This window comes from Asaia sp. HumB, from assembly GCF_030263835.1.
Lineage (GTDB): Bacteria > Pseudomonadota > Alphaproteobacteria > Acetobacterales > Acetobacteraceae > Asaia > Asaia bogorensis.
Genome location: NZ_JARPML010000004.1, coordinates 1 through 25,239 on the forward strand (window position 1 = coordinate 1; position 25,239 = coordinate 25,239).

The following is a 25,239-nucleotide window of genomic DNA, read 5'->3' on the forward strand; positions in this document are numbered from 1 at the left end:
GGTCGGCGTTCTCCCCAAACAACAAAAGCTAACCTTGTGTCTTGAGGTAGAAAGCGGCGTGCCTCGCTTCGTTGGGGCGCTCGAGGACGCGGGCGGCGCTAGGCCAGCTAAGGTGCTAGCCGAGTTACCCCCCTGCCCTATCGGCCAACCGCCCGCCGCTGTGTCGGCGTGGTTCTCGCACGTCTCTTCCATCGTCTTGCCTGAGCATGATGGTACCCTGCAGACGGCCCGGGATGCGGCCGAGGTGTTCAACCAGTTAGCCAAGTCAGGTAACACGCTGCGGACTTACCGTTCGGCAGTGCGTGGCTGGTGTCGTTGGGCGAGCGACCACAACCTCCCTGCCCTTCCCGCATGCAGTGATGATGTCGCTGCTTATCTCTCTGATATGGCACTGCGTGCACGAAAGGTATCTACGATCGATATCCATCGCGCCGCGCTGCGCTATCTGCATCACTTGGCGCAGATCGCCATTCCTACAAGCCATCCTCTGGTCTCAGGGGCTCTGGCAGGTATTCGCCGCAATGCAATCAACCCACAGCCGGAGCAGAAGACCGCTCTCACCTGGGAGTCATTGACGGAGGCAGTTGATGCGATACCCGGTCTGGATCCGACGTCGCGCAGAGACCGGGCCATCCTGCTTTTGGGCTTTGCCGGGGCGTTTCGTCGTTCTGAGCTATCAGGGCTGCTCATGTCCGATCTGACATTTTCTGAGGATGGGTTGATCGTTCGTCTGCGACATTCGAAAGGTGACAAGGCGCGGAAAGGCGAACTGATCGGCATCCCCTCTGGAATAACCCGTCACTGCCCTCTCCTCGCGCTTAACGCCTGGTTCCGTGTTGCGGGTATTAAAGAGGGGCCAGTATTTCGCAGGGTCTGGCTACCTGCCCAGGTCAGAGCCGGCATGCCCTCCTCTGCCCTGCCGAAGATCGGCGTGGATGCGCTTTCCGACCGTGCGATCGCAGACATTATTCGCAAGCGATGCTCCGCAGCCGGGTTGGAAGGTGATTTCTCAGGTCACAGCCTGCGGCGCGGTGCGATTAACACCGGCGCCCAGGATGGATACGACCTGCTCGAGCTCAAGCGTTTCTCGCGACACAAGAGCCTCCAGGTTGTCGAGACCTATATCGACGAAGCCAGTGTGAAGGCTCGTAATCCGGGCCGTAGCAGGTTCTGAGCGGCCTGATGCAACGTTGCATCATCCTCGGGATCTTAGAATGGCCTGCAGATCAGAAATTACCTGCTGTAACGTTCCGCAATCAGCTTCACTGAGATTGGCAGTCTCTTTGCGGATCTGGTCTACCAGCTTTGAGAATCTCTTAACCGGGCTGCCCTTTGAGCTGACAGGCCTTTTAGCCTTCTGGTCATGTTTATGCGACGAATCTGTTTTATTGAGCGCGGCTACAGTTAACTCTCCGCTCAATGCCCGTTCCATCAAATTTTTTCGACGATCGGGGGCCTTTTCACGAGCGATCCCGACTAGAACGTTCATCGGAACTCCGGCTCGACCTGCTTCGTCGAGGAAGTCGGCAGGGAGTGATAGTATCTGCAGACAACGACTGATGCGGGCCTGATCCATCCCCATCTCTGTTGCTGCTTGTCGCTGGGTCCACCCATTGTGTTCAATGAGGTTGGCGAGCGCTTGTGCTTCCTCCGCCGGTTGAAGGTCGACACGCAAGAGGTTTTCCACCAGCGCGGCGGAGCGCGCATCGCCCGTGTGTGGGATAGCAAGTATGCTGGTCCAGCCGGCTTCTTGAGCTGCGCGCCAACGTCTTTCCCCTGCGACGATGATCCAGTGCGTTCGATCGCTGGGATCCTCGCGTACGAGTATTGGTTGTAATTGCCCGTATGCCTTTAAGGAGGAAGCAAGTTCAGATATTTGACTCGGGTCGATGTGACGTCTTGGTTGATCGGGGTCAGGCGCCACCTCGCCTATTCGTACCTCAAAGCTGTGTTTGAATTTTCCTTCGCCAAGGAATGGTGCGTCTATTTTCGCCATAGTCTCTGCATGATTCCGGGAGAAGGTCGATTGCGGGCGTTCCTTGAATGGACGCTTCATTAGATTTCCTCCTCGCTGCTAGCAGTCACTGAGGCGTCGGTTGCGGTAACGAAGTTGCGACGTCCTGCTATCGCTTCGGCAAGTCGAACATAGACGCGAACTGCATTTGAGCGAGGACTAACCTCTACCGGTATCCTAGATGCCCATGCTGCATTACTAAATGACGTGCTAGCTGGTACGGGCTCTAATACCGGAGCCCTCGCTCCCATGACGTTGATCAAGTGCTCTACGATACCGACATCGACGTACTGGCTTTGCGAATACTGCGTCGGAATGATGCCGCCCAACTTTAGGCGAGGGTTGCTCCTGCGATGAACTTTCGCGATCGTATCGAGAATAAGGTTCACGCCCATCACGTCGTAGGGCTCCGTGCGGACGGGAACGTACACCGTATGAGATGCTGCAAGGGCCATCCACGTGAGGAAGCCGAGATGCGGTGGTGAGTCGACAATGATAAACTCATAAGAGTCGGCGACTGTCGCGAGGGCGTCTTTCAACAGTCCTTCGGTTCCAGGTTCGCGGCGGATATCCACTTCGGCTAGATCGATATGGCTCGGGCAGAAGTCGATAGGGAGGGTAATATCTGTTCCTTCAATCGATCCTTTTTTTACGATGCAGTCGATGAGAGAAGCATCCTTGAGCAAGGCGTGCGCCAGAGTCGCCCCTCGGCGGTAGAGGTCGACAATATGCATGCCTAGCAGAGCGGAGGTTGCACTTGCCTGTGGATCAACATCGACGAGCAGAACGCGATAACCCATTTTGCCCAAAGCCACAGCAATATTCAGTGCGCTGGTGGTTTTACCAACCCCACCTTTTTGATTGGCGAAAGTAATAACTGTGGTCTGTCGCTTCTCGTTATTAGCAAGCTGGCGCATTTCATCCATGATTTCGGGTGGAATAGGCTGCTTGCCATTCTCCCAGCGTGAGATGGTATGTCGATCGTAGCTTCGTCCTAGACGAAGGTTTAACGTCTCTTTGAGTTGGCTCTGCGAGAAGCCAAGCTTTTCTCTCATATCTTTAAACGACATCGGCAACGTCCTCCGCTTGGTGACTGTTGACGGTCAACAACCAACAACCAACATCAACAGAGCATATAGGAGTAGTAGCGTCAAACATTTTCAGAACAGATGGCTGCAGAAGAACTGCGTGATGCAACGTTGCATCACGGCGTCATGGTGTATGTGCGGACTTGTTTATTGGACTGCTTACATCGGCGGTGAAGCGGAACGCAGTTGACAAATAGGAGACGAGAGGAGAGAGGCGGACCAGAACCCGCCGTCATGGCTAAGCCGTGGCTCCTCGCCATGCTCCCGACCTGCGGTCGCTCCGCGTGGCTGCGGTGCCGGCGCGCGAGCGCACCGGGCCTAGCCCTGCCGACGGGTCCCGGTGCCGGAAATGGAGAAGGGAGAGAGAAAAGAAAATCTCGATCCCGGACCTTCTCCAATCACCGCATCCTCCCGCGTCACAGAGCGCAGGTGAGGTCCGGTCCTGCACGGATGCCAGAAGATGTCGAACGCCGATTTCCAACTCAGCCTGTTTGGCGATACCGCCCTTGATGGCAATGCGAACCTGTTCTGGGGCGAACTGGAAGGCGAAGAGTGCGATGCACCGGGCGCGCTGCTGCCTGCGGTCGAACCCCTCGTCATTCCTCAGACTGATTTCCGTCTCGCCGGTCTGCGTGGTCTGGCCCAGGGCTGGAAGGCGCGTGCGCGTGACAATATCGAGGCGATCAAGCTGGTCGCGACCCTCGAGCGTGAGGCCCGTAACGCGACGAGCGAAGAGCAGGTGCAGCTGAGCCGCTTCACAGGCTTCGGGGCAGGGGAGCTGGCAAACGCGCTTTTCCCCCGCGCCAATGAAGCCTATCGCGCAGGGTGGGAAAAGCTGGGTGCCGATCTCGAATCCTGCACCACCGAGGCAGAGCGCAGTGCCCTCGCACGCTCGACCCAGTATGCCCACTACACCCCTGAAACGGTCGTTCATGCCATGTGGGACTTCATGATGGCGCGCGGCTTTGCCGGCGGGTCCGTGCTGGAGCCGGGGTGCGGGACAGGCCTGTTCGTCGCATCGCGCCCGGAGAAGCTCGAGGGCAAGATCGCCTTCACTGGCATCGAGATGGACCCGCTCACGGCGCGCATCGCCGCGAAGCTCTATCCGAAGCAATGGATCCGCGCAGAGGACTTCATCCGTGCGAAGCTGAGCACGGGCTACGATCTGGCGATCGGCAACCCGCCATTCTCTAACCGCACCGTGAGCCAGGCCGAGCCGCGTGACCTCAAGGGGCTGTCGCTCCATGACTGGTTCCTGGCCCGCTCGATCAATGCCCTGCGCCCCAATGGGATCGCGGCCTTTGTGATCTCGCGCCACACCCTCGACAAGACCGATGCCCGTGCGCGCACGCTCATTCATGAGGAAGCCGAATTCCTGGGCGCCGTACGCCTGCCGGCCAGCACCATGCGCGCCGATGCCGGCACGGATGTGGTCGTGGATATCGTGTTCTTCCGCAAGCGCGAGATCGGCGAGATGCCGGGTGATGAGACCTGGCTGTCCTGCGTCGATATCGAGGGCACGAACATGGGAGATGGGGCCCTGCGCATCAATGCGTGGATGGAAGCGCACCCTGAGCAGGTCCTGGGCTTTCATGGCTGGGCCAGCACGGCCTTTGGCATGGACTACACCTGTGTTGCCCGCGACGGGCAGGATCTGGCAGACGCACTCCCCGAAGCCCTCGGCCGCATTGCACCTGCACTGCGTTTCCCGCCCGTGGCCGATAGCCGCATCGTCCGCCCTGCAAAGGAGACGCGCGAAGAGGGCGGCGACCTGCGTGAAGGCAGCTACTTCATGGAAGGCGGCATCCTGCATCAGATCGTCGGCGGGCAGGGGAGGGTGGTCGCCATTCGCAAGGGCGAGCAGAAGGAGGGCATCTTCCAGAAGCACGCGCGTATTATCGAGGCGATGATCCCTGTGCGCGATGCGACCCGCGCCGTGCTACGGGCACAGTTCGAGAACAAGCCGTTTGCCGGTCTGCAGGCGAGCCTCAAGCGTGCCTGGCTGAACTTCACGCGCCAGTTCGGCCCTATCAACCACACCAAGACGACAACCCGCGTCGACGCCGTGACCGGCGCCGAGAGCGAGACCCAGCGTCGCCCGAACCTGCAGACCTTCCTCGACGATCCCGATGTCTGGCCCGTGTCCTCGATCGAGCGTTATGACGAGGAGACCGACACGGCTGAGCCGGGGCCACTCTTTGCCGATCGCGTCATTCAGGCGCCGTCCGAACCCGAGATCCACTCTGTCCATGACGCCCTGGCCGTGTGCCTGCATGAAGCCGGACGCGTCGAGCTGCCGATCGTGGCCGAATTGATGGGGCAGAGCGAAGAAGCCGTGACGGCCGAGCTGGGCAGCAGCATCTTCCTCGAGCCGAGCCGCTCGAGCAATGACCGCCCGGTATGGGTGACGTCTGACGAGTATCTTTCCGGTGCCGTGCGCACCAAGCTCGCCGAGGCGCGCGAAGCCGCTGCGCGCGCAACGTCACAGCCCTTGAAGCTGTCCAGCCTGATCCTCTACCCGACGGCAAATATCATGGTCGCTGACGAGACGAATCTTATGCAGGCCAAGCGCCAGAGCTTCATCGCACGCATCTACTAGGTCGTAGTTGACATGACATCACCAACAGACCGCGTTGGCTTCAAACATTCTGCGCACATGGCGTGATCCCTGTAAACGGATCACGGGCTTTCTCGTGCTGAGATCTGTCCTCAGTGCTTAGGAAATCGTTGGGCACGCCACCATCCTTGATGGCCGCGAACAAGCCGACCCAACTCTCCGGTCGTCTGGAGAGGCTCACATCACCGGTTACTTCGTCCTTGTAAATATAGACCTCGGTACCCTCAAATTGGAAAGATGCCGGGAGACGCACGACTTGACTGCGCCCATTCGTAAAGATTCTAGCAGTCTGCGTCATGATACCCTCGACATCCATCATGATATATCCCCAAGCTGATCAATACCGAGATAGACATCAAGGGACGCATGCGCTCTGAAGCGCATCATCCAAGCGATGAAAGTGGTCAAGGTCGCTCAACATATCAGCACTAAGCCGTCTACCCCCACATTCTACAAGCGATATCCTGCTCCTCGACGCCTGAAGCATTGGCGTAGATAGCGGTGGTGGAGAGCTGGGCGTGACCGAGCCATTTCTGAACGAGATTAAGCGGAATGGCATTGGACACGGCCGCCACCCCAAAAGCATGCCGCAGCCCCCTGGGCGACGCAGCCACGCCGGACAGCCCGGCCTCCTCCATGACCGCATGCACAGCCCGCCAGCCGGTCATGCGCGACCACGGCCAGAGACGGGCCTCCTGATGACGCGCACCCTTGCGCTGAAGCGCGCGCAACCCATGAACAAGATCGAGGGCATCGAGCAGGGCAGGAGGAACAGGCACGGCGCGATAGATCCCCGCCTGACGTTTCTTGAGGGTCTCAAACACCAGCACGCCGGCCGCGAGATCGACGCGATCGGCCGTCAGGGCCAAAGCCTCGGACAATCGACATCCCGACCAGGCGAGGGTCATGCACAGGGTCCGCGCCTCACGCGGTGCCAGCTCGGCGGCTTTGAGGAAACGGTCGCGCTCGGCAATGGTCAGATATTTTCGCGCGCCCTTCGGATCAAAGAGCTGCATTCCCCCAGCGGATGCTGCCTTAACAAGCCGAGGTGCAGGAGGCCGAGCCTCCTGCCGGGAGCGCGAGGGCAGAGCCCTCGTATCTTTCTGCTTCACACCCTCTCCTTCCGGGACCGATACCCCCGCTTCACCTTTTGCCCGAGCAGAGCCTCAAGCGCGCCCTGGGCCGCTCCCCGATCGCGATAGAGCGCCACACGCAATTGACCGCCTGTGCCGATCCGTCCCCAGTGACGGATGAGGGCGGTGCCGCCGAAGAGATCTTCCTGCAAGGAGAGGCGGTAAAAGCGCCAGCAATTGGCAGCGGCGTCGATGCGCGTGAGATCGGCCTCTTCGGGAAAGAGGCTAAGCTGGGTGAGGGGGCGGGGCGGGGCCTTTCTGGGCGCTTTGGGCATTTATCCATGAGAACTGTATCACGAGCGCATAGCGGAAGACAGCGGGATCAACCGGAAGATCAGCGTTTTCAGGAACGGGACAGACCGGGCCGCCGGACGGGGAGGGGCGCAAGTGATACACTATTAACCATAATGTAACCTATCCAACCTTCTCTGCGGGAGGTTTCGATTGTCAACACAACTTAGCCGTTAGGTAGGCACCAAGTTTGTGGAAGCCTAAGAGCCTGTTTGGAAAGTGCGTCTCAGCCCCGACAGAGGGCCAGGCGCCTCATCTGGCCTCCACGCGAAAGCGCGGGTTTCCGATATTTCATGAAGGTCTACTGTATGATGAAGACGCCGAAAAACGCTCGTCATGGACTTTCCAAACAGGCTCTAAGAAACTTCGTCAAACCGGCATTAAATGTAGGTTGTTTTGTGCGGATTTATATGTTTATAATTACTATTTCAACTAATATCTCGAGAATAAAGATAAGCTGGATGCTTTGAAACGCATGGAGGTAGACGCATTCGTATTTCAGGGATCGCCACAGGAGCTCGATGAAGACGTTGTCCAGCCAACGTCCGCGCCCGTCCATGCTGATGCGGATCTGTCGTTGCTCCAGCACTTCCGTGAACCGGGGCGTCGTGAATTGCGAGCCCTGATCCGTGTTGAAGATCTCCGGCACGCCATAGCGGATCAGGGCTTCCTGCAGCGCCTCAATGCAGAAATCGGCGTCGATCGTGTTCGACAGGCGCCACGACAGCACCTTGCGGGTTAACCAGTCCATGATGGCCACAAGATACAGAAAACCTTTGCGCATCGGGATGTAGGTAATGTCCGAGCACCACACCTGATTGGGGCGATCGATCACCAAATCCCGCAGCAGATACGGATATTTCCGATGCGCCGGATGCGGGACGGTCGTGCGTGGTTTCTGGTAGATCGCCCGCAAACCCATTGTCGCCATGAGCCGACGGACATGCTTGCGCCCGACATCATGACCAAGTCTCTTGAGATGCTAGGTCATCTGCCGCGCCCCGTAACAAGGCATCTCCAGAAACTGCTCGTCGATCAGCCGCATCAACGCTAGGTTGGTGTCACTTTCCGGCATGGGCCGGTAGTAGACGCCAGACCGGTTCAACTGCAGCAGCGCGCATTGCCGTGCCACCGACAGACGAGGCAGTTTCAGGTCGATTATTTGCCGCCTCTGAGCACGCCCAATCGCACGGAGGCGGCAAATGATCCCGTTCCACTATCAACTGGCCGATCTTGGAATGGAGTTTCTCGACGTCGGCCGGACTGGCCGCGGCCTCGGGCGCCTGCTTTCCGTAGAAGGTCGCCGCCATGCCTTCGATCGCCTGACGCTTCCAAATTGCTACCATCGTCTGATGTACACCGTGCTTCGACGCCAATTCGGCCAGCGTCTGCTCGCCCCGGATCGCCTCCAGCGCCACCCGCGACTTGAACTCGCCCGAATACCGTTTCCGCGTAACCTTGCCCATAAACCCGTCCTCTCTCAGGCCGGTCTATAGCTTATGCCCCTGTCCGAAAAACCGGGGCCATCTCTATAGTTCCTCGATCCCTCGATTTAGGCCCTCTGCTCCGACATCCAGGTCCGACGCTCGCGTCACATTTTCGGCACTATCCAAACAGACTCTGCGATTATAACGACGCATAGTTCGAACCAAGAGTAATAATCCAAACATTACCCTTGGTTAAAACGTCATATATAATCTTATGTTTTCTATGTTTTTAGATAGTGCCGTCCCTCGAGAAAAGTAGGTATCTCGACATCGCCATCAAGTACATCAATCATGCCGACCGCATAACCTTGAGACCTGAGGTATTTTACTTCATTAAAAGCACCATTTACTTGTAGCCCAGCGCCTGGAGATCCCATAACTACCATGGTTGCTACGCTTGATCCAACGTTCATTTCGTTCCAGAACTGGTCCATCTCTGGAGTGCCGCCGCCGCATACTTCGGATATCTCGAGTGTTGTCAGTGGTCTCATCAGTACCATTTCCTCTGGTATTAGTCTTTTCCATTCATTTTTGTCTGAGCGCGCAGTTAGGAGCGCAAAAATACGCTAGCAGGCAATATGAGTTTAGAAAGAAAAAAATAGTTAACGTATCTAGACTCAAGGTCCTCTATAGATCGCCATAAGCATTGGTACGCTCCTGGGAGTTATGTCCGTATGATGAACGACCTAGAGGGTTCGAAAAACCCCTTTGGTCTGGGGCTGCTGGTGTGATTTTATTCCTTCTATGATGTTCGGTGGATAGCTTATGAAGCCGCTGGGGTTCTTTGATGTTGCCGAGCGGCTTGCCCGGTTAAGCGGGTTTGGTGACCAGCTCGAAGCGTTTTTCCGAGCGGTGGATTTCGAGGCGTTCCGCCTCGATCAGGAGAAGGCTCCGGCTTACTCAGATGGGAGCAAAGGCGGCCGTCCGCCATTCGATCCTGTGCTGATGTTCAGGATCCTGGTGATCCAGACGCTGCGTAATCTCTCCGATGAACGGACGGAGTATCTGATCAACGACCGTCTGTCCTTCATGCGTTTCCTTAGCCTGGCGTTATCGGATCGGGTACCCGATGCCAAAACAATCTGAGTGTGAATATACTTCCTGAACCTAGGCACAAAATTTCCCGGTATTTTTATACAATCAAGTAATTTCCATCCCTCAGACGGAAAGCCGCGGAAGGCGCTTTTTGACATGGAGCACTTATTTGCATGATAAGCATCGATGTAAAGTGAATATTCTAACAGTCATAGATACGATCTTTGGAATCGAAAGATTTTGTCCATTCCAGTGGGAGCAACGATGACAAGAGTTATAAATACGTATAAGTTAGGCGGCCGTCTTGTCAATTCATTACGTATCAGCTCAAATATAACGCGATTATCCATAGTGCAGAACGATTTTCTGCCGCCCCCCGAATGTTACGCTTATAATAAACTAAAATTAATATCGATAATAAGTGGGGATTTTAATGAAGACTCTTTTGAAATATTGAATTTTCTCAATAGAACCAAGTGGCCAGCAATAATAATATCTCGACACGTATCAATGCGAATATCTTTAAAATATACTCGGGCAGGAGCGCTCGATTGCGTGAGCAGTAGTATTTGTTCTGACCTCTTACTCGCAAAATGTATAAATATTTTTCGCCTCATGGATAAGCCGACCTTCAACGATTTTGCCGGGGATACTAGAGCGGTTTTGTCTATTGATTACAAAAAAAGAATCATCCGTGCGGATGATGGAACTCATATTAAACTAACAGCTTCTGAAACCACTTTCCTAGGTCTACTAGCCGAACGCCGTAGCGAATGCCTAAGTCGCGACGAGTTGTTGTCCCGGAATATCACGGGAAATGATACAAATTATCGATCCTTGAACGTTCTAATAAGCAGACTGCGCACAAAACTAGAAACCATAACAAACAACAAAGTCATTGATTCGGTGCGTGGCTATGGATATTCCCTTGGAGAGGACGTAGAGTTATTGAATGCACAGGCGTCGGAATAGATGACAAGCATTAGATTATCATCCTGATGATATTATTCTCTTCAATAAATACCAAATATCTGAGAGCCTTTTCGGAAAATTGTTGAAGTATGATACAAGATCTGGGTATAGGCGCCAAAGCAGAAGGCCCAAATGGCCGGGATTACCCAAAAGACGAAACGGTGTCCGTCCAACATGTCGGACAAGGAATGGGAGCGGATCGCGCCGCTGATGCCCGAACCGGGGGGCGTGGGCCATCTGCGGTAGGTTGAGTTCCGCGAGGTAATCAACGCAGTGCGCTATCTGGTCCGCTCGGGCTTCGGTTGGCGGATGCTGCCGATCTATTTTGGGCACTGGCGTACGGTCTGCGGCTGGTTCTGGGAACTGGCACGGCGGTTTCTGTTTCAGACTATCCGCGACGTGGAACTGATACTCAATCGAGAGCGATCAGGGCGTGAGACAAGTCCTTCGGTCGGGGTAATTAACAGCCAAAACATCAAGGCGCCACATGGGAAAACACGAGGCTATGACGCCGGCAAGAAGATCGTCGGCCGCCAACACCATATCGCCGTGGATGCAGACGGACGTCTGCTGATGGTCAATCTGACCCCGGCCGACATCTCAGACAGCGTGGGCGCGCAGATGACCCTGGATGCGATCCGCAAGCGCTGGCCCTGGGTGAAGCACCTGTTCGCCGACAGGGCTTACGACCGGCTCCAGTTGATGGACAAGGAGGCTTATCTGGACTTCGTCGTTGAAGTCATCCGACGCCGGGACGGAGCGAAGGCCTTCGAGATTCTGCCTCGTCAATGAGTCGTGGAGCGGATCTTTGGCTGGATGACTCGCTGGCGACAGCTCATGCGTGACTATGAGCCTCGTGCCGACGTCTCACAAGCCATGATTCTCGTCGCCATGAGTGCCAATCTCCCCCATTGCAACGCTCACCCCCTGCCTTTCCAAACAGGCTCTAAAATATATCCGGCATGATCGCCTTGCGAGGATACATGAAGATTTAATATATTATATCGTTATTATCCAAATATATCACATAATATTATAAGTTTCGGAGAAACTGCGATACATCTTCATGCAGGCTAAGATGGTTGATACCATTTTATAGCTGGAAAGCTTCCAACGTGAAACTCCGACAATATACTAATGCGCTTACCGTTTTCTCATATGTGTAGAGACAAGTGTGGTTGACAATTAATTCATCCACCAAAATGTTGCTATTATGCAACATGCGCGCCGCTCTTGCCGCAACGGGCGCGAAAACCAAAGTAACGCTATTGCAATAAAAAGACAGAAAACGCAGCCTCGTGAAACCAAGTGATTCCGAGGGCAAACTTTCATGAAAATCGTTAATTTGCGGAGACGAGGGCGATTGCTGCTGGGCGCGGCCATCATCCTTTCCCCTGTCGTAACGAATGTCGCAGCCCATGCGCAGACGGCTGCAGCGACCACGCATCATCGCAAGGCGGCCAGGCACAGCACGGCTCGCAAGACCACCACTCGTCCGGTCAACGGACCGCAGCTCGGCGCTCAGACAGCGCCCGCAGCCACGATGGTCCCCACACGCTCGCAGAACGCGCTGCGCAATGTTGCACCGGCAAGCGCTGTATCGTTCTCACAGGGTGGCAAGTCTGAAGAGCTCATCGTCGTCGGTTCAGCCCTGAGCACGGCCCATAACACGAGTGCCAATCCGGTACAGATCGTTACAGCCAAGCAGATCCAGCAGACGGGTGCCACGAACCTCAACGACTTCCTGTCGCGCCTGCCCTCGATTGGCTCGAGCGGCACGACCAACACCAACACCAATGGTTACGGCGGCGCGGCCTGCGTCGATCTGCGTAATCTAGGCCAGAATCGCGTTCTGGTGCTTGTGGATGGCAAGCGCACCACACCGAACGGCAACAACAACTGTATCGATCTGAATACGATCCCGGTGCAGATGGTCCAGTCGGTCGAAATCCTGAAGGATGGTGGTTCGGAACTTTACGGTGCCGACGCTGTGTCGGGCGTGCTCAACATCAAGCTGCGCCATGACATGAATACCGGCAACGTCACGATCCGCGGCGGCATCACCGGTCACGGCGACAACCGCACCGGCATGATCTCGGCCATGAAGGGCTGGAATTTCGATCACGACAAGGGCAACATCACCCTTGGTGGCAGCTACATGACGCAGGGCGGTATCCAGCAGCGCAACCGCTCATGGTCCGCTACATCTCTAGGCGCCCCTGGTACCTACCCGAACCAGCCAGCTCTACAGGTCGGTTCAATCATCACGCCGGGCGGCACCTATTTCGGTCAGGATACCGGCGCCACCTATGTCGGTAACATTGATACCGGTTCGCTTAGCCCTTACGACAAGAGCAAGCGTTACAACTACGGTCAGAACACGTCACTGATGAACGCCTTGCAGGATTCGACCCTTTCGGGCGATCTGCATTACGAGATCAACAAGCATTTCGACCTCTACTCGAACGTGCTCTACGCCCATCGCTCATCCAAGACGAGCCTTGCTCCTGAGCCTGCAATCGGCAGCGTACCACCCTCGCCGCTGCCCAACTCGATCATCCTCGGCGCCGATTATCCCGGCAACCCGACGGGTGAGGATCTGCAGCTCTATCGCCGTCTGAATGAGTTTGGACCGCGTATCGACAACAACGTCAGCGACACGGTCACCGGCATGTTCGGCGCGCGTGGCGACATCGTGCGCGATTGGAAGTACGACCTGTCCTACACCTATGGCGCAAGCCAGGTGACGGATGAGCTTCAGGGTGTCGGTAGCTATTCCAAGCTACTGCAGGAATGGGGCCTTGAAAACGCGGTCGATCCGAACGACTCTTATGGCGCGCTGATCTACAACCCGAACAGCTGTGCAGGCTCACCGGGCTGCGTGCAGTCCAACGCCTTTACGCGTCTGTCGCCAGGTGCCGCGCAATACGCCAATTACACCACCTATCAGCACACCATGTACCAGCTGCGCGACTTGAACCTGCGCATCCACAACAACCATATCGTTCATATGCCCTGGAAGGGCGGTGGCGATTTCGGTGTGGCGCTTGGCATGGAACACCGCGGCGAACAACTCTCGAACAATCCTGATCCGCTGGTGCAGAGCGGCTATTCGCTCACGAACACCGTGCAGGCGACATCGGGTGGCTTCAACGTGACGGAAGGCTATATCCAGGGCCATGCGCAGCTCCTCAAGGACGTTGCCTTCGCCAAGGATCTGTCGATCGACGGTCAGGGCCGTTACTCGTCATACAACACCTTCGGCGGTGCCAAGAACTGGAAGGTCGGTATCGACTGGGCACCGACGCGTGACATCCGCTTCCGCGGTACGCTGGGTACATCTTTCCGCCAGCCGAACGTCTATGAGCTGTACGGTGGCGTGGGCCTCAGCTATCCCGCGGCATCCGATCCCTGCGCTGGTGCAGCGAACCCTACTCTGATCGCGAACTGCATCAAGGGTGGCGTTGCCAACCCGCAGAGCTTCAACTCGGCGAACTCGGGCCAGGTACCCACGCTATCGGGCGGCAACAGGGCGCTGCAGCCGGAAACCGGTCGTACCTACACGTTTGGCACGATCATCACGCCGCGCTGGGTACCGGGTCTGTCTGCCTCGGTTGAATACTGGCATTACACGATTGGCGGCCTGATTGGCTCGCTTCCCACGCAGTATATCCTGAACCAGTGCTATCAGGAGAGCGTCCAGTCCTATTGCAACAATATCAACCGTCTGCCGAATGGTCAGATCAACACGGTTTCGGCGCTTGACCAGAACCTTGGCGATCTGCTGACTAGCGGTATCGATTTCGATCTGAATTACCGTCTCCGTGTCACACGTCATGACTCGTTCATGGTCGACAACAACTTCCAGCAGCTGGTCAAGTACAAGCAGCAGCAGCAGCCCGGCGGCGCATATCTGAACCAGACGGGTGCCCTGTTTTACCAGAACGGTGCCAGCCAGCCGCGCGTTCGTGATTACGCTACCCTGACCTGGCAGCACGACGCCCTCCGTGTTTCCTACATGTTCCAGTATATCGGTGGTGCGAACTGGAATGACGGTGGTGCCTTCCTCAGCGAGGAAAATCCGGCAGCGAACGCCCGTATCAAGACACCTGCAATGGTTCAGCAGGACATCTCGATCGGCTACACCTGGAAGCGCTGGAACTTCGAAGGCGGCGTGCAGAACATCGCTGGCAAGAACCCGCCTTTCGTCCTCAACGCAGCCTCCAACTCGCTCGATAGCACCTATGGCGGCTTCTATCCGGGCCGTTACATCTTCCTGCAGGCTGGTCTGAACTTCTGATCATACGTGTTCTCCCCCTCTAACTGGAACGAGACATATTTTCGTGGCGGATAGAGGGGAGAAGATAGACATGATTACTAATAGTGTATCACAGCAGACCTTCCGGCAGGATTTATAAAGGACATAGCCACCCGGATAGACGGCACGCCATATCCTGAGTGTGTGTGGGCGCGGATCATGATCTTTACTTCGTCCAGATGCCAGGTGTCGCCGGGCTGGGCCTTATTGCGACGCAGAGCGCGGACATAGATTTTCTATTGAAACCGAAACGAGTTTTATGTTTATTTAACGAGCTTGTTTAAAGACAAGCAAAAATTCAGATAGAGGCTGTGAAGGAATCAAAATGGATCAAGAAAATAGAGTATCCGAGCTAGATATTCCGCAAGATCTTACTCACGATGAAATTTCCGCCATAACAGGCGCATGGGGTGAAGGGTTCTTCCATGACGTTGGTTATGCAATTGGCGTCGCTGCGAAGGGCTTTGCATATGGTGTTGCAACCTCTTATGGTGGAATCTCCTAAATAACTTTAGGATTGTTGCTATGCTTGATTTATCTTCTAACGACCTGCCGTTGATTGACTTAGATATAGAAGACTTGGACTTCATATCTGGCGCTATCCCATGGAAGAAGATTGGGGAAATGGTTTTGCAGGGTGGCGAAGCTGCATATAATTTTGCTGGTGGAGTTTACGAAGGATTCAACTCTTTTTGAAAAATGCGGCAACAAAACTGCTAGCGGAGCATAGTATTCCGCTAGCAGTTATTACAAATTTAATATCTACAACCTTGAATATACCTGACGATAGCAGCAGTAACATAAGTCATGGTATGATTTTTGTCCTTTTATCTGGATTGTTAATTGCTCCTTTTATTGAAACTTTTGTATTCCAACATATAATATACAAGGCTTTTTACAAGAAACCATCGGTTTATTTTATTTCATCTATATTGCTGTTTTATACTATCCATATCGATGGAAGGGGATTTTTCATTGCTCTTTTGCCAGGATTATTAGGTGGAGCAAACTTTTCGCTATGCTATTTTCGTGCAAACCGTATGAAATTAAATGCGTTCATGACAACATCACTGTCACATTTATTGTGTAATTCTCTCATAATAATTTCTGCCTGTCTGTTTTGGCGTTGATTGTGTTGAAAAAGTCTCGCGCGAGCTTCTGGTTGGTATTTCGGTTCGATATAATGACGTATAGGGAGCTGTAATATCAAAGAGCGTGGTCAATGACTCGTCCGTGATGTGACATTGTTGATGGTCTCTGATTCCGTCTGCTGGAGGAGAGAGGTGGCCCCGGTTTTTCGGACAGGGGCATAAGCTATAGACCGGCCTGAGAGAGGACGGGTTTATGGGCAAGGTTACGCGGAAACGGTATTCGGACGAGTTCAAGTCGCGGGTGGCGCTGGAGGCGATCCGGGGCGAGCAGACGCTGGCCGAATTGGCGTCGAAGCACGGTGTACATCAGACGATGGTAGCAATTTGGAAGCGTCAGGCGATCGAAGGCATGGCGGCGACCTTCTACGGAAAGCAGGCGCCCGAGGCCGCGGCCAGTCCGGCCGACGTCGAGAAACTCCATTCCAAGATCGGCCAGTTGATAGTGGAACGGGATCATTTGCCGCCTCCGTGCGATTGGGCGTGCTCAGAGGCGGCAAATAATCGACCTGAAACTGCCTCGTCTGTCGGTGGCACGGCAATGCGCGCTGCTGCAGTTGAACCGGTCTGGCGTCTACTACCGGCCCATGCCGGAAAGTGACACCAACCTAGCGTTGATGCGGCTGATCGACGAGCAGTTTCTGGAGATGCCTTGTTACGGGGCGCGGCAGATGACCTAGCATCTCAAGAGACTTGGTCATGATGTCGGGCGCAAGCATGTCCGTCGGCTCATGGCGACAATGGGTTTGCGGGCGATCTACCAGAAACCACGCACGACCGTCCCGCATCCGGCGCATCGGAAATATCCGTATCTGCTGCGGGATTTGGTGATCGATCGCCCCAATCAGGTGTGGTGCTCGGACATTACCTACATCCCGATGCGCAAAGGTTTTCTGTATCTTGTGGCCATCATGGACTGGTTAACCCGCAAGGTGCTGTCGTGGCGCCTGTCGAACACGATCGACGCCGATTTCTGCATTGAGGCGCTGCAGGAAGCCCTGATCCGCTATGGCGTGCCGGAGATCTTCAACACGGATCAGGGCTCGCAATTCACGACGCCCCGGTTCACGGAAGTGCTGGAGCAACGACAGATCCGCATCAGCATGGACGGGCGCGGACGTTGGCTGGACAACGTCTTCATCGAGCTCCTGTGGCGATCCCTGAAATACGAATGCGTCTACCTCCATGCTTTTGAGACCGGATTGGAACTGCGGACCGGCCTTACGGCATGGATCAACCATTACAACGGAAAGCGGCCGCATTCGGCTTTGGCTGGACGCACGCCGGATGAGGCGTATCATGACGCGCCGACGCCCTTGGGTCCGGGGTTACCCCCGGACCCAAGGGCCAACAGCAACGCCGTCAACCTGGCGGCATAACAACGACCGGCTATAGCTTATCAGGCCCCAAGAACTGTCCGAACGGAGGGGGCCACCTCTTTCCGACGGGTCTGCAGGATTTCGTCGTGAACATAGCCGTCCTGATCCGCACCTCGTTCAGGCGCTAGAGATTCCCAGGCCGGGCCTTCTTGCGTCGCAGGGTGCAGGCATAGGTCGCACTAAATTTCAGGCTCCATCGACGGATCGTCTCATACGAGACGACAATGCCCCGCTCGAGAAGCATCTCTTCCACGAGGCGAAAGCTCAAAGGGAAGCGGAAATACAGCCATACCGCATGAGCGATCAGCTCACGAGGAAATCGGTGCCGTTTGTAGCTCACTGATGACGCTTTCATAACCAGCGCCTAACACGCCGCACTTAACTTAACGTGACATCATACCCATCCCCCCCTCGAGGTTATGTGCGCCTTGAGAAGGGGGACAGGACGATCTTGAGAGTAAGAGTAGGGGATTATGGGGCAATTTGCGTCCCACTACTGCACTGATAGATCATCGTATCAATTTAATTTGAAGATCTTGCAAATTATTTCGTTATGTGTCAGCGTTGGGGTCTGTTGTTAATAATAAACAATAGACCGTCAAACAATCGGTTGGGAGGTCATAAAAATGGAATACGATAATAACGAAGTAACAGATCTCACCTTGTCGGAATTAGACGAAATTTCAGGAGGTAGCGCAGCCGCATATAATGCTTGTGTTGCTGGATATTCTGGTCTCGGCGCTTTTCTAGGCGGAGCCGCCACTTCGGAAACGGGAGGATGGGGCGCCATACTTGGGGGAATGGCAGGGTCTTGGTATGGCTCTAACGCATGCCGTCCGCTTATGCAGTAGCCTTTTTCTTATCTTCAGAAGGGCAAACTTATGAATATCGCAAAATCTCTTTCATTTGGTACAAAGGTAGGCGTTCTTACTTTTGTATTTTGCTTCGTGGGTTTCTTCCTATTTGCCTCCGTGAGCCGGACTCCTGTTGATATAGTCTCAATGGAAGCCATAACAGCAATAGCTGTTTTATCTACACTTTTCTCTATAAAGTTCCTATCAGAGAAAGGTAGAAAATAATATAGTAGGCTATTTTTACCGCAGCAGGTTGTTTTACATTCAAAATATTTTATGTGAATTATACAATCCGCTACTTAGCTCTATTCGATATATAATAGTGGTAATGCTAAGAGCCTGTTTGGAAACTCACGGATGGGCATTTCTGCGGGTGAGACTGGCACCCATGGCGACGAGGATCATGGCTTGTGAGACGTCGATACGACGCTCATAGTCACGCACGAGACGTCGCCAGCGGGTCATCAAGCCAAAGGTCCGCTCCACGACCCATCGACAGGGTAGAATCTCGAAGCCCTTCGCTCCGTCCCGGCGTCGGATGACTTCGACGACGAAGTCCAGATAGGCTGCCTTGTCCATCAACTGGAGCCGGTCGTAAGCCCCGTCGGCGAACAGGTGCTTCACCCAGGGCCAGCGCTTGCGGATCGCGTCCAGGATCATCTGCGCGCCCGCGCTGTCGGAGATGTCGGCCGGGGTCATAACCTCTTGTTTGCGCATGCGGTGCCTTGATGCTCTGGCTGTCGATCACCCCGGCGGTCGGGCTCGTCTCGCGACCTAACCGCTCCCGATCAAGCATCAGTGCGACGTCATGAATAGTCTGAAACAGAAACCGCCGGGCCAGCTCCCGAAACCAGCCATAGACCGTGCGCCAGTGGCCGAAATGGATCGGTAACATCCGCCAGCCGCAGCCCGAGCGGACCAGGTAGCGCACCGCGTTAATCACCTCACGAAATTCGATCTCGCGTGGACGGCCCATGCGCCCCGGTTCGGGCATCAGCGGCGCGATCCGCGCCCATTCCTCGTCCGTCATGTCCGACGGATAACGCTTCGTCTTGCGGGCAATCCCGGCCATTCGGGCCCTCTGCTCTGGTGTCCACATCCAGAGCTTGAATCATATCCGCTCCAACTTTCCAAACAGGCTCTGAACGTAGCTACGAGATTGCAAAAAAACTTCGAGACATTTCAGAAAATTAACTATTGAATTCTAAAAATTGCAGAATATATTTTTTGTAATCAAATGACGAAAGGTATTCATCATAAACGATATTCAGAATCTTAGTGACAATGACTTTGATCCTGTTTCAGGCTGAATGAACTGGGGATATGCGGGGGAAGCTGCTTTATATGGTATCGCTGGTGCCGCGGCTGTCGCAGCAGCACCGTTTATTGCCGGGTCAGCTATTGGCGCAGGGGCCGCTGCTGGATTTGCCGTAGGCGGTGCAGCTCTCGTAGCTGGAGCCTCATGGCTAAGGCAGATGGCCCAATAGTAACGCTTATGTTTGCGCAAGGTTTGGCCATGCGCAAACATAGTTTCTGATGCGGAAGAAAAGATATGATTCGCCTTGAAATTCAAGCAATTTTTAGTGGGGTGCTAATATATTTTTTAGGGTCTTTATGTAGCATTTTGCAATATGCATACAGCAAAACGAAAATTTCTCCACATCCACCATCATACACTGCTGTTTCTCTTGCAGCAATTTTAGCTTCATGCATAATTATCTATTCTTATTTAGAGAATAGGGAAAATACGAAAAAAACCATCGATCTGTAAGCGATTTTTTCTTCATATCGTCAATTTTTTTCCTGATGCTATTTTTTTCATTTGATTTTTTTTGGTAATGGGTTTCAGGGGAGTTTCCCGTCAAGTCGGGAATGGTAAACGCAGGCGCTGAGAGGATCGGAATCCGGGCCTGCTTCCACTATTTCTCATTTAAAACAGTTACTTTGCATTGAAAAGTTCGTGTTAGCTCTACTAGCTGTTTCATTCCTATGTGTAACAATTACTCGTGCCATTGTTAGCGTATCGAGCACGTTTTCTACTGCCTGCTCTGATGTAGAATCAAGATTACTGGTTGCTTCATCCAGAAACAGAATACGGGGCGTACGATAAAGTGCCCGAGCTAGGATTACACGCTGACGCTGCCCTCCCGACAAAGTATGCCCCATCTCGCTAATCAGCGTCTCGAACCCCATCGGCATGCGCTGGATATCCGCCAGGATCTGAGCATCTCTCGCGCACTCTACAACCCGGGCTAAGTCCGTTGCCTCATCAAAACCAGCAATATTTTCCGCAATACTGCCTGACAGAAGAATATCGTCCTGAAGCACTCCCGCGATTTGAGATCGATATGCTTCGCGGTTAGACGGCCCCAGCTCTACGCCGTACCACAGAATCTGTCCTTCTTCCGGCTGAACCAGCCCCATCAGGATCGCCAACAATGTCGACTTTCCACAGCCCGACGGCCCCGTGATTGCGAGACTTTTTCCTGCTGGAACTTGCAAATTTACATTTCTAAAAACCCAGTTGTCTTCCTTGCCATACCGGTAGCCTACGTTCCGACACTCGAGGACTGCTCCGTCAGTCTCAGTTTCAAAGGCAGGAAAAGCAGCAAGCTTAGAACCCCTGTCACCCTCCGACACCTCGGCGTCGGCCAACGCAATATCCGACAGTCGGTCACACTGTACGCGCAGATTTCTAATCTTGAATCCAGCAGTTACCAGACTGCCGAAACGGCTGGAAAATTGGTCACGATAACTCAGGAACGCCACCAGCATTCCGACCGACATCTCCGCCGAAAGCACCATTCGTGCCCCCAGAACCAACATAAGCACACGGTCGATACCGAACAGCGCCTCCTGAGCACGCGCGAAAATCAAGTCGTATCTCTGGATCTTCAGACCTGCATTAATGCTATCGACCAGCTTGTTCCCCCAAGCAATTTTCCGGCGGTTCTCTAACGATAGCAGTTTGATCGTGCGCATCCCGCGAAGCGTCTCGAGAAAATGTCCTTGCTGGGCTGCTCCATGAACCAGTGCCTCTTCCGATATTTCCCGATAGGGTCCAAACAGAATAAGACGGATTATCAGATCCAGCACCGACGATACCACGACGATCGCCGCGAGCCATTTGCCGTAGATCACGATCATAACGAACATGCCGACTGCCATGATCCCGTCCATGATGCTCTGAACAAGATCGGTAGTGAATGTCTGCTGGATCGTCCCAAGACTTCCGAAGCGCGACAGGATGTCGCCGGCACCGCGCTTGGAGAAGAAATCCTGCGGTAGTCCCATCAGATGAGTAAATAGGCTGACATTCCACTGCACCGAAATTCGGGTGGATAGCAACATCACCATCCAGGAGCGAAAAGACGCGATGACAACCTGCACAGTAATGAGGATCGCCAACCCCGCAGCAACCGTCCAGAGAAGCGAGCGATCACCCGTTGTCAGCACTTCATCAATAATCACCTGTGAGAGCATGGGATTAACGAGTGCAATCACCTCCAGTCCAAGCGATAGTCCGCCGAGCGCAAGAAGCGCTCCCTTAAGCCCGGAGATATTCTGGAACATATCTCCGATTTTCAGGAACCGGCGATCGTCGCGTTTTTCAAATTTTGCTGCGGGCGTCAGCTCCAAGGCAACACCCGTGAAATGTCGAGACACTTCTTCGATCGATAGCGTCCGTGCGCCTCGTGCCGGATCGTTGATCAGGGCTTCATTGTCCCTCAATGACACCAGAACAACGAAATGGTTGAAGTCCCAATGCAGGACACAAGGGAGGGAGAGTTTTCCAAGCGCTGAAAGATCAAGCTTGACCGGGCGGGCATTCAGGCCAAAGCGATCCGAAATTTTAATCAAAGTACGTAGATTGAGGCCTGATCCCGAAACGGCGGCCTTACGACGAAGAGTTGCAAGATCAATCAGATGCCCTTGATAGCACAGGATCATGGCAAGACAGGCCAAGCCGCATTCTGCTGTCTCGGTCTGGAGAATAACTGGCACCTTGCGCCGGAACCCCGTCTGAATCGTCTTGAGCATCACAATGTCCCTTTTCGAGACATTAAATCAGAAGTCGACACCGACCGTAGTGTCGCAGATACTGACAAAACAGGATCTAGTAGCCACTGATATAGTCGCCTCTTATCAATGGCGATATCTGCCTCTACAGCCATACCGGGTGTCAGACGCTCCTGTTTCCCATATGCCACGATGTAATCCCGATCGGGGCGGACCCGGATCCGATAGATATCCCCCTGTGGCGGCGCAGAAGTCGTAGAGACTGCCGTTTCGGAAGTCCGTTCGTCTTTCGGCACGCTTCCCATCCGTTCCGGAAGCGGCGCTTTCGTAACCTCAACAACGGTGCCTTCATGCAAACCGAACCGTTGATAAGGATAAGCCGCGTATTTCAACAGAACCCGCTGCCCCGGCCTTACGAAGCCGATAGCCCGGCTATTAACATACAGCTCGGCCAGAAGCTCTCCGTTGTCCGGAAGCAGACTGGCCAGAGGCTGCCCAACCGAAACTCTTTGACCCACCGACACACGGACACCGTCCACAGTGCCACCAACACGTGCGTCGATTAACGTTTCTGCCTGTCCATGCGCTTGCGCAATTTGTCGGCCCAAGTCCGCCAACCGAACATCAATGTCGTTGAGGTCCTCACTCGTCTTGTAGGAATGTCGGTCAATTTTGTAGTGCAGATCTGTCATCTGGCCGCCAGTCTCCACCAATGTCCGCAAGGTCTGCGAATGCGTGTTCATGAACTGAACATAGGTATAGAGCTGACTCTGGAACTGGCTTTCTGTCACCAGATGCGTTCCGATCGCCGTTCGCATCTCATTCATCGCCCGCTCGATCAGCGGCAAGGAAGCATTATCCCGGCTAATCTGATCGTTCAACATGGACTGCTGTTTTTGTAACGCTATCAGTTCTTCTTTGTAGGAAGCCAATTCGAGTGGGGAATCCTGTGTCAGAAGCTTCCGCCGCCTTGTCAGCAGGGTCTGCTCGGACAACAGACTCTCGAGAGATTTCTGTCCTGTCGCCCCATCCTCCGACCAGCTGGATACGTCCAAGGAAAACAGTCGATCTGAGGCCTTTATGTGAGCGCCTTCCTTTACCGCAACTTGGGAGACAACCCCATTCTGATCAGCCTCTGCGATAACAAGACCTTCTGGCGGAAGCATCAGACCATTAGCGTGGATGCGGCGCGTATAGCTGCCAAAAACAACATAGACACAAAGGAGAACGACCAAAAAAACGGTACAAAGAGACGCAATCCGCCCGGAAAGCGGCTCAATGATCTGAACAGAACCAATCCAGGCTTCCTGACGCCATTTGAGCGCTTCCGCCCGGAACAGTGGGCGAGATGCTTCCTCAGACACAATTCCCTCACAGGCTCAACCGAAAAATCAGAAAACAATCTATCGATACTAGATTGATAGATTAGGAGGTTTCAGACAACAATCAAGAAATAAGACATCGTGGGATGACAGACAATTTTCAGAAAAATCCAACATCAAGGCTTGATTTTATTCATAACGCTGACACTCGTTACGAACCCGGCTTATGCTGACAGGCCGGGAACCATGACACTCACCGAAGCCCTCGCGCTCGCCTATCGCTCCAATCCCCAAATTCTTAGAGAACGATCTGTTCTCGAGCAAACGGATGAGGCCGTCCCAAAAGCTCTTTCTGGCTGGCGTCCTACGATCTCGGGAAACGCGGCTGCCAATTACAGCCAATCCAACTATGTGACTTATCCCTATGGCGGCTCTTTCCGCTACGATCAGCGTTTTGCCGCGCCTGGATATGGTGCCGGCGTCACTATTACCCAGCCTTTATTCATGGGCGGGAAAACGATAGCTTCCACCCGACAGGCCATGAATACAGTCCTTCAGGAACGGGCAAACCTGATACAGACGGAACAGCAGGTCTTTCAGAACGTCGTTTCGGCATATGTATCTCTGGTTCAGGCCCGCAAGGTTCTTGTTCTAACTGTAAGGAACGAAAAGACACTTGAAGGTCAGGTTCAATTGACGACACACCAGCTCGCCCTGAACCAAGCTACGCAGACCGATGTTCTTCAAGCAAAGTCACAATATGAAGCGGCCAGGGCAGCGACACGCCTAGCCGAAAGCGATGTCAACGTGGCAGAAGCAGCTTTTGAGCGCATGATCGGCAGGCCTGCCCCCGACCGCCTGCTGGTTCCATCGCCCGTTGCAGTTTTGCTTCAATCGACAAACGATGCACAACAAGCCGCTCTCGAAAATGCCCCCCAACTCAATGCAGCAAAATTCGCACTCGCTGCGAGCCAGAACGCAGTCAAAATTGCGATCGCGGGTCTGCTTCCGCAGATTTCTGCACAAGCCGCTTACGCGCGACAAGTGAACCAGAACGCAGCCAAGTTCACGCAAAATGCCGAATCAGTGACCGTGCAGGCTAGTGTTCCTCTTTATCAAGGCGGGGGAGAATACGCCCAGATCCGAGCAGCGCGGCGTGCGGTCGATGCAGCCCGACATGAGCTAGAAAACCAGCAACGGATTGCGATCCAAACGGTCATGAGTGCGTGGCAAAGGCTCAGATCCGATCGTGATCAGCTAACCCGCAACAAACAGGCCGTTTCCCTGGGGGAAGATGCATTACGTTCGATCCAGCAACAGGAATTGCTAGGTGTCCGGACAACCTTTGAGGTTCTTCAGCAACAGCAACTTCTTTTTCAGCAGCAAAAGACGCAGCTCCAAAATGTTGCCAATACTGTTATCGATTCCTACGCTCTCGCGGCTGCCATCGGACGTCTCACGGCTAAGGATCTTCGGCTTGATGTCACGCCTTACGATCCAACAGCTCACCTCAAACAAGTAAAAGAGAAATTGTTTGGCACTAAATGAGTGATTGTTATAC

General features: G+C 54.1%; 16 protein-coding genes and 6 pseudogenes. 11 read left to right on the top strand and 11 right to left on the bottom strand.

All coding sequences use genetic code 11. The annotated features are described in order from the left end of the window. Positions 1 to 1,174 (top strand): tyrosine-type recombinase/integrase (locus P5689_RS15175; RefSeq protein WP_285533933.1); only part of this gene is annotated, 1,174 nt, incomplete at its 5' end. A 21-nt stretch (positions 1,175 to 1,195) separates the two neighbouring features. Here P5689_RS15175 and P5689_RS15180 read toward each other — a convergent pair. Continuing rightward, the gene (locus P5689_RS15180; RefSeq protein WP_285533934.1) at positions 1,196 to 2,056 is read right to left on the bottom strand and encodes a ParB/RepB/Spo0J family partition protein; all 861 of its coding nucleotides are present in this window, start codon (positions 2,054 to 2,056) and stop codon (positions 1,196 to 1,198) included. Further along, complete coding sequence (locus P5689_RS15185; RefSeq protein ID WP_285533935.1) at positions 2,056 to 3,084, bottom strand: AAA family ATPase; 1,029 nt, start codon at positions 3,082 to 3,084, stop codon at positions 2,056 to 2,058. Before P5689_RS15185 ends, P5689_RS15180 begins: the two co-directional genes overlap by 1 nt. A gap of 478 nt (positions 3,085 to 3,562) precedes the next feature. Here P5689_RS15185 and P5689_RS15190 point away from each other — a divergent pair, with 478 nt between their 5' ends. Beyond that, positions 3,563 to 5,701 (top strand): hypothetical protein, encoded by a 2,139-nt coding sequence (locus P5689_RS15190; protein ID WP_285533936.1) that lies wholly within the window; start codon positions 3,563 to 3,565, stop codon positions 5,699 to 5,701. 40 nt (positions 5,702 to 5,741) lie between these two features. Here the strand turns inward: P5689_RS15190 and P5689_RS15195 are convergent, their stop codons facing one another. The 5 genes and pseudogenes from P5689_RS15195 to P5689_RS15215 all read right to left on the bottom strand — a co-directional run bounded on the left by P5689_RS15195 (position 5,742) and on the right by P5689_RS15215 (position 9,121). Beyond that, positions 5,742 to 6,038 carry an AbrB/MazE/SpoVT family DNA-binding domain-containing protein gene (locus tag P5689_RS15195; RefSeq protein WP_285533937.1) on the bottom strand — a complete coding sequence of 99 codons (297 nt, stop codon included), beginning with the start codon at positions 6,036 to 6,038 and terminating at the stop codon, positions 5,742 to 5,744. Positions 6,039 to 6,156: 118 nt separating this feature from the next. Further along, positions 6,157 to 6,735 carry a site-specific integrase gene (locus P5689_RS15200; RefSeq protein ID WP_285533939.1) on the bottom strand — a complete coding sequence of 193 codons (579 nt, stop codon included), beginning with the start codon at positions 6,733 to 6,735 and terminating at the stop codon, positions 6,157 to 6,159. A 92-nt stretch (positions 6,736 to 6,827) separates the two neighbouring features. Beyond that, positions 6,828 to 7,127 (bottom strand): WGR domain-containing protein, encoded by a 300-nt coding sequence (locus P5689_RS15205; protein WP_285533940.1) that lies wholly within the window; start codon positions 7,125 to 7,127, stop codon positions 6,828 to 6,830. Positions 7,128 to 7,606: 479 nt separating this feature from the next. Further along, positions 7,607 to 8,609 (bottom strand): annotated as a pseudogene (locus tag P5689_RS15210) (IS3 family transposase); the annotation flags it as partial. 242 nt (positions 8,610 to 8,851) lie between these two features. After that, positions 8,852 to 9,121: a hypothetical protein gene (locus P5689_RS15215; RefSeq protein ID WP_285533941.1), complete on the bottom strand. Its 270-nt coding sequence runs from the start codon at positions 9,119 to 9,121 to the stop codon at positions 8,852 to 8,854. 274 nt (positions 9,122 to 9,395) lie between these two features. Here P5689_RS15215 and P5689_RS15220 point away from each other — a divergent pair. The 8 genes and pseudogenes from P5689_RS15220 to P5689_RS15250 all read left to right on the top strand — a co-directional run. Continuing rightward, positions 9,396 to 9,713: pseudogene (locus P5689_RS15220) on the top strand (transposase); the annotation flags it as partial. A gap of 567 nt (positions 9,714 to 10,280) precedes the next feature. Beyond that, a complete protein-coding gene (locus P5689_RS15585; RefSeq protein WP_352230634.1) occupies positions 10,281 to 10,637 on the top strand; it encodes a winged helix-turn-helix domain-containing protein in 357 nt (118 codons plus the stop codon). Between the two features lie 132 nt (positions 10,638 to 10,769). Next, positions 10,770 to 11,603: pseudogene (locus P5689_RS15225) on the top strand (IS5 family transposase). 364 nt (positions 11,604 to 11,967) lie between these two features. Next, entirely contained in the window at positions 11,968 to 14,937 is a 2,970-nt protein-coding gene (locus P5689_RS15230; RefSeq protein WP_285533942.1) for a TonB-dependent receptor domain-containing protein, read from the top strand. A gap of 343 nt (positions 14,938 to 15,280) precedes the next feature. Continuing rightward, entirely contained in the window at positions 15,281 to 15,460 is a 180-nt protein-coding gene (locus P5689_RS15235) for a hypothetical protein (RefSeq protein WP_285533943.1), read from the top strand. Between the two features lie 20 nt (positions 15,461 to 15,480). After that, positions 15,481 to 15,651 (top strand): hypothetical protein, encoded by a 171-nt coding sequence (locus P5689_RS15240; RefSeq protein ID WP_162993563.1) that lies wholly within the window; start codon positions 15,481 to 15,483, stop codon positions 15,649 to 15,651. Beyond that, positions 15,648 to 16,085 (top strand): type II CAAX prenyl endopeptidase Rce1 family protein, encoded by a 438-nt coding sequence (locus P5689_RS15245; protein ID WP_285533944.1) that lies wholly within the window; start codon positions 15,648 to 15,650, stop codon positions 16,083 to 16,085. Before P5689_RS15240 ends, P5689_RS15245 begins: the two co-directional genes overlap by 4 nt. A gap of 214 nt (positions 16,086 to 16,299) precedes the next feature. Beyond that, positions 16,300 to 17,482: pseudogene (locus tag P5689_RS15250) on the top strand (IS3 family transposase). A gap of 139 nt (positions 17,483 to 17,621) precedes the next feature. On the opposite strand, the pseudogene P5689_RS15255 reads toward P5689_RS15250, so the two are convergent. The 4 genes and pseudogenes from P5689_RS15255 to P5689_RS15270 all read right to left on the bottom strand — a co-directional run. Further along, a pseudogene (locus P5689_RS15255) lies at positions 17,622 to 17,801 on the bottom strand (IS6 family transposase); the annotation flags it as partial. A gap of 886 nt (positions 17,802 to 18,687) precedes the next feature. Further along, positions 18,688 to 19,435, bottom strand: a pseudogene (locus P5689_RS15260) (transposase). An 827-nt stretch (positions 19,436 to 20,262) separates the two neighbouring features. After that, entirely contained in the window at positions 20,263 to 22,377 is a 2,115-nt protein-coding gene (locus P5689_RS15265) for a peptidase domain-containing ABC transporter (protein WP_285533945.1), read from the bottom strand. Then, positions 22,377 to 23,720: an HlyD family efflux transporter periplasmic adaptor subunit gene (locus tag P5689_RS15270; protein ID WP_285533946.1), complete on the bottom strand. Its 1,344-nt coding sequence runs from the start codon at positions 23,718 to 23,720 to the stop codon at positions 22,377 to 22,379. Before P5689_RS15270 ends, P5689_RS15265 begins: the two co-directional genes overlap by 1 nt. Before the next feature lie 204 nt (positions 23,721 to 23,924). Here P5689_RS15270 and P5689_RS15275 point away from each other — a divergent pair, with 204 nt between their 5' ends. Beyond that, positions 23,925 to 25,226: a TolC family outer membrane protein gene (locus P5689_RS15275; RefSeq protein WP_285533947.1), complete on the top strand. Its 1,302-nt coding sequence runs from the start codon at positions 23,925 to 23,927 to the stop codon at positions 25,224 to 25,226. The last annotated feature ends 13 nt before the right edge of the window (positions 25,227 to 25,239 follow it).

Coding starts and splice junctions, on each gene's coding strand:
- P5689_RS15180 (WP_285533934.1), bottom strand. CDS start 2,056: ATGAAGCGTCCATTCAAGGAACGCCCGCAATCGACCTTCTCCCGGAAT.
- P5689_RS15185 (WP_285533935.1), bottom strand. CDS start 3,084: ATGTCGTTTAAAGATATGAGAGAAAAGCTTGGCTTCTCGCAGAGCCAA.
- P5689_RS15190 (WP_285533936.1), top strand. CDS start 3,563: ATGTCGAACGCCGATTTCCAACTCAGCCTGTTTGGCGATACCGCCCTT.
- P5689_RS15195 (WP_285533937.1), bottom strand. CDS start 6,038: ATGATGGATGTCGAGGGTATCATGACGCAGACTGCTAGAATCTTTACG.
- P5689_RS15200 (WP_285533939.1), bottom strand. CDS start 6,735: ATGCAGCTCTTTGATCCGAAGGGCGCGCGAAAATATCTGACCATTGCC.
- P5689_RS15205 (WP_285533940.1), bottom strand. CDS start 7,127: ATGCCCAAAGCGCCCAGAAAGGCCCCGCCCCGCCCCCTCACCCAGCTT.
- P5689_RS15215 (WP_285533941.1), bottom strand. CDS start 9,121: ATGAGACCACTGACAACACTCGAGATATCCGAAGTATGCGGCGGCGGC.
- P5689_RS15585 (WP_352230634.1), top strand. CDS start 10,281: ATGGATAAGCCGACCTTCAACGATTTTGCCGGGGATACTAGAGCGGTT.
- P5689_RS15230 (WP_285533942.1), top strand. CDS start 11,968: ATGAAAATCGTTAATTTGCGGAGACGAGGGCGATTGCTGCTGGGCGCG.
- P5689_RS15235 (WP_285533943.1), top strand. CDS start 15,281: ATGGATCAAGAAAATAGAGTATCCGAGCTAGATATTCCGCAAGATCTT.
- P5689_RS15240 (WP_162993563.1), top strand. CDS start 15,481: ATGCTTGATTTATCTTCTAACGACCTGCCGTTGATTGACTTAGATATA.
- P5689_RS15265 (WP_285533945.1), bottom strand. CDS start 22,377: ATGCTCAAGACGATTCAGACGGGGTTCCGGCGCAAGGTGCCAGTTATT.
- P5689_RS15275 (WP_285533947.1), top strand. CDS start 23,925: ATGACACTCACCGAAGCCCTCGCGCTCGCCTATCGCTCCAATCCCCAA.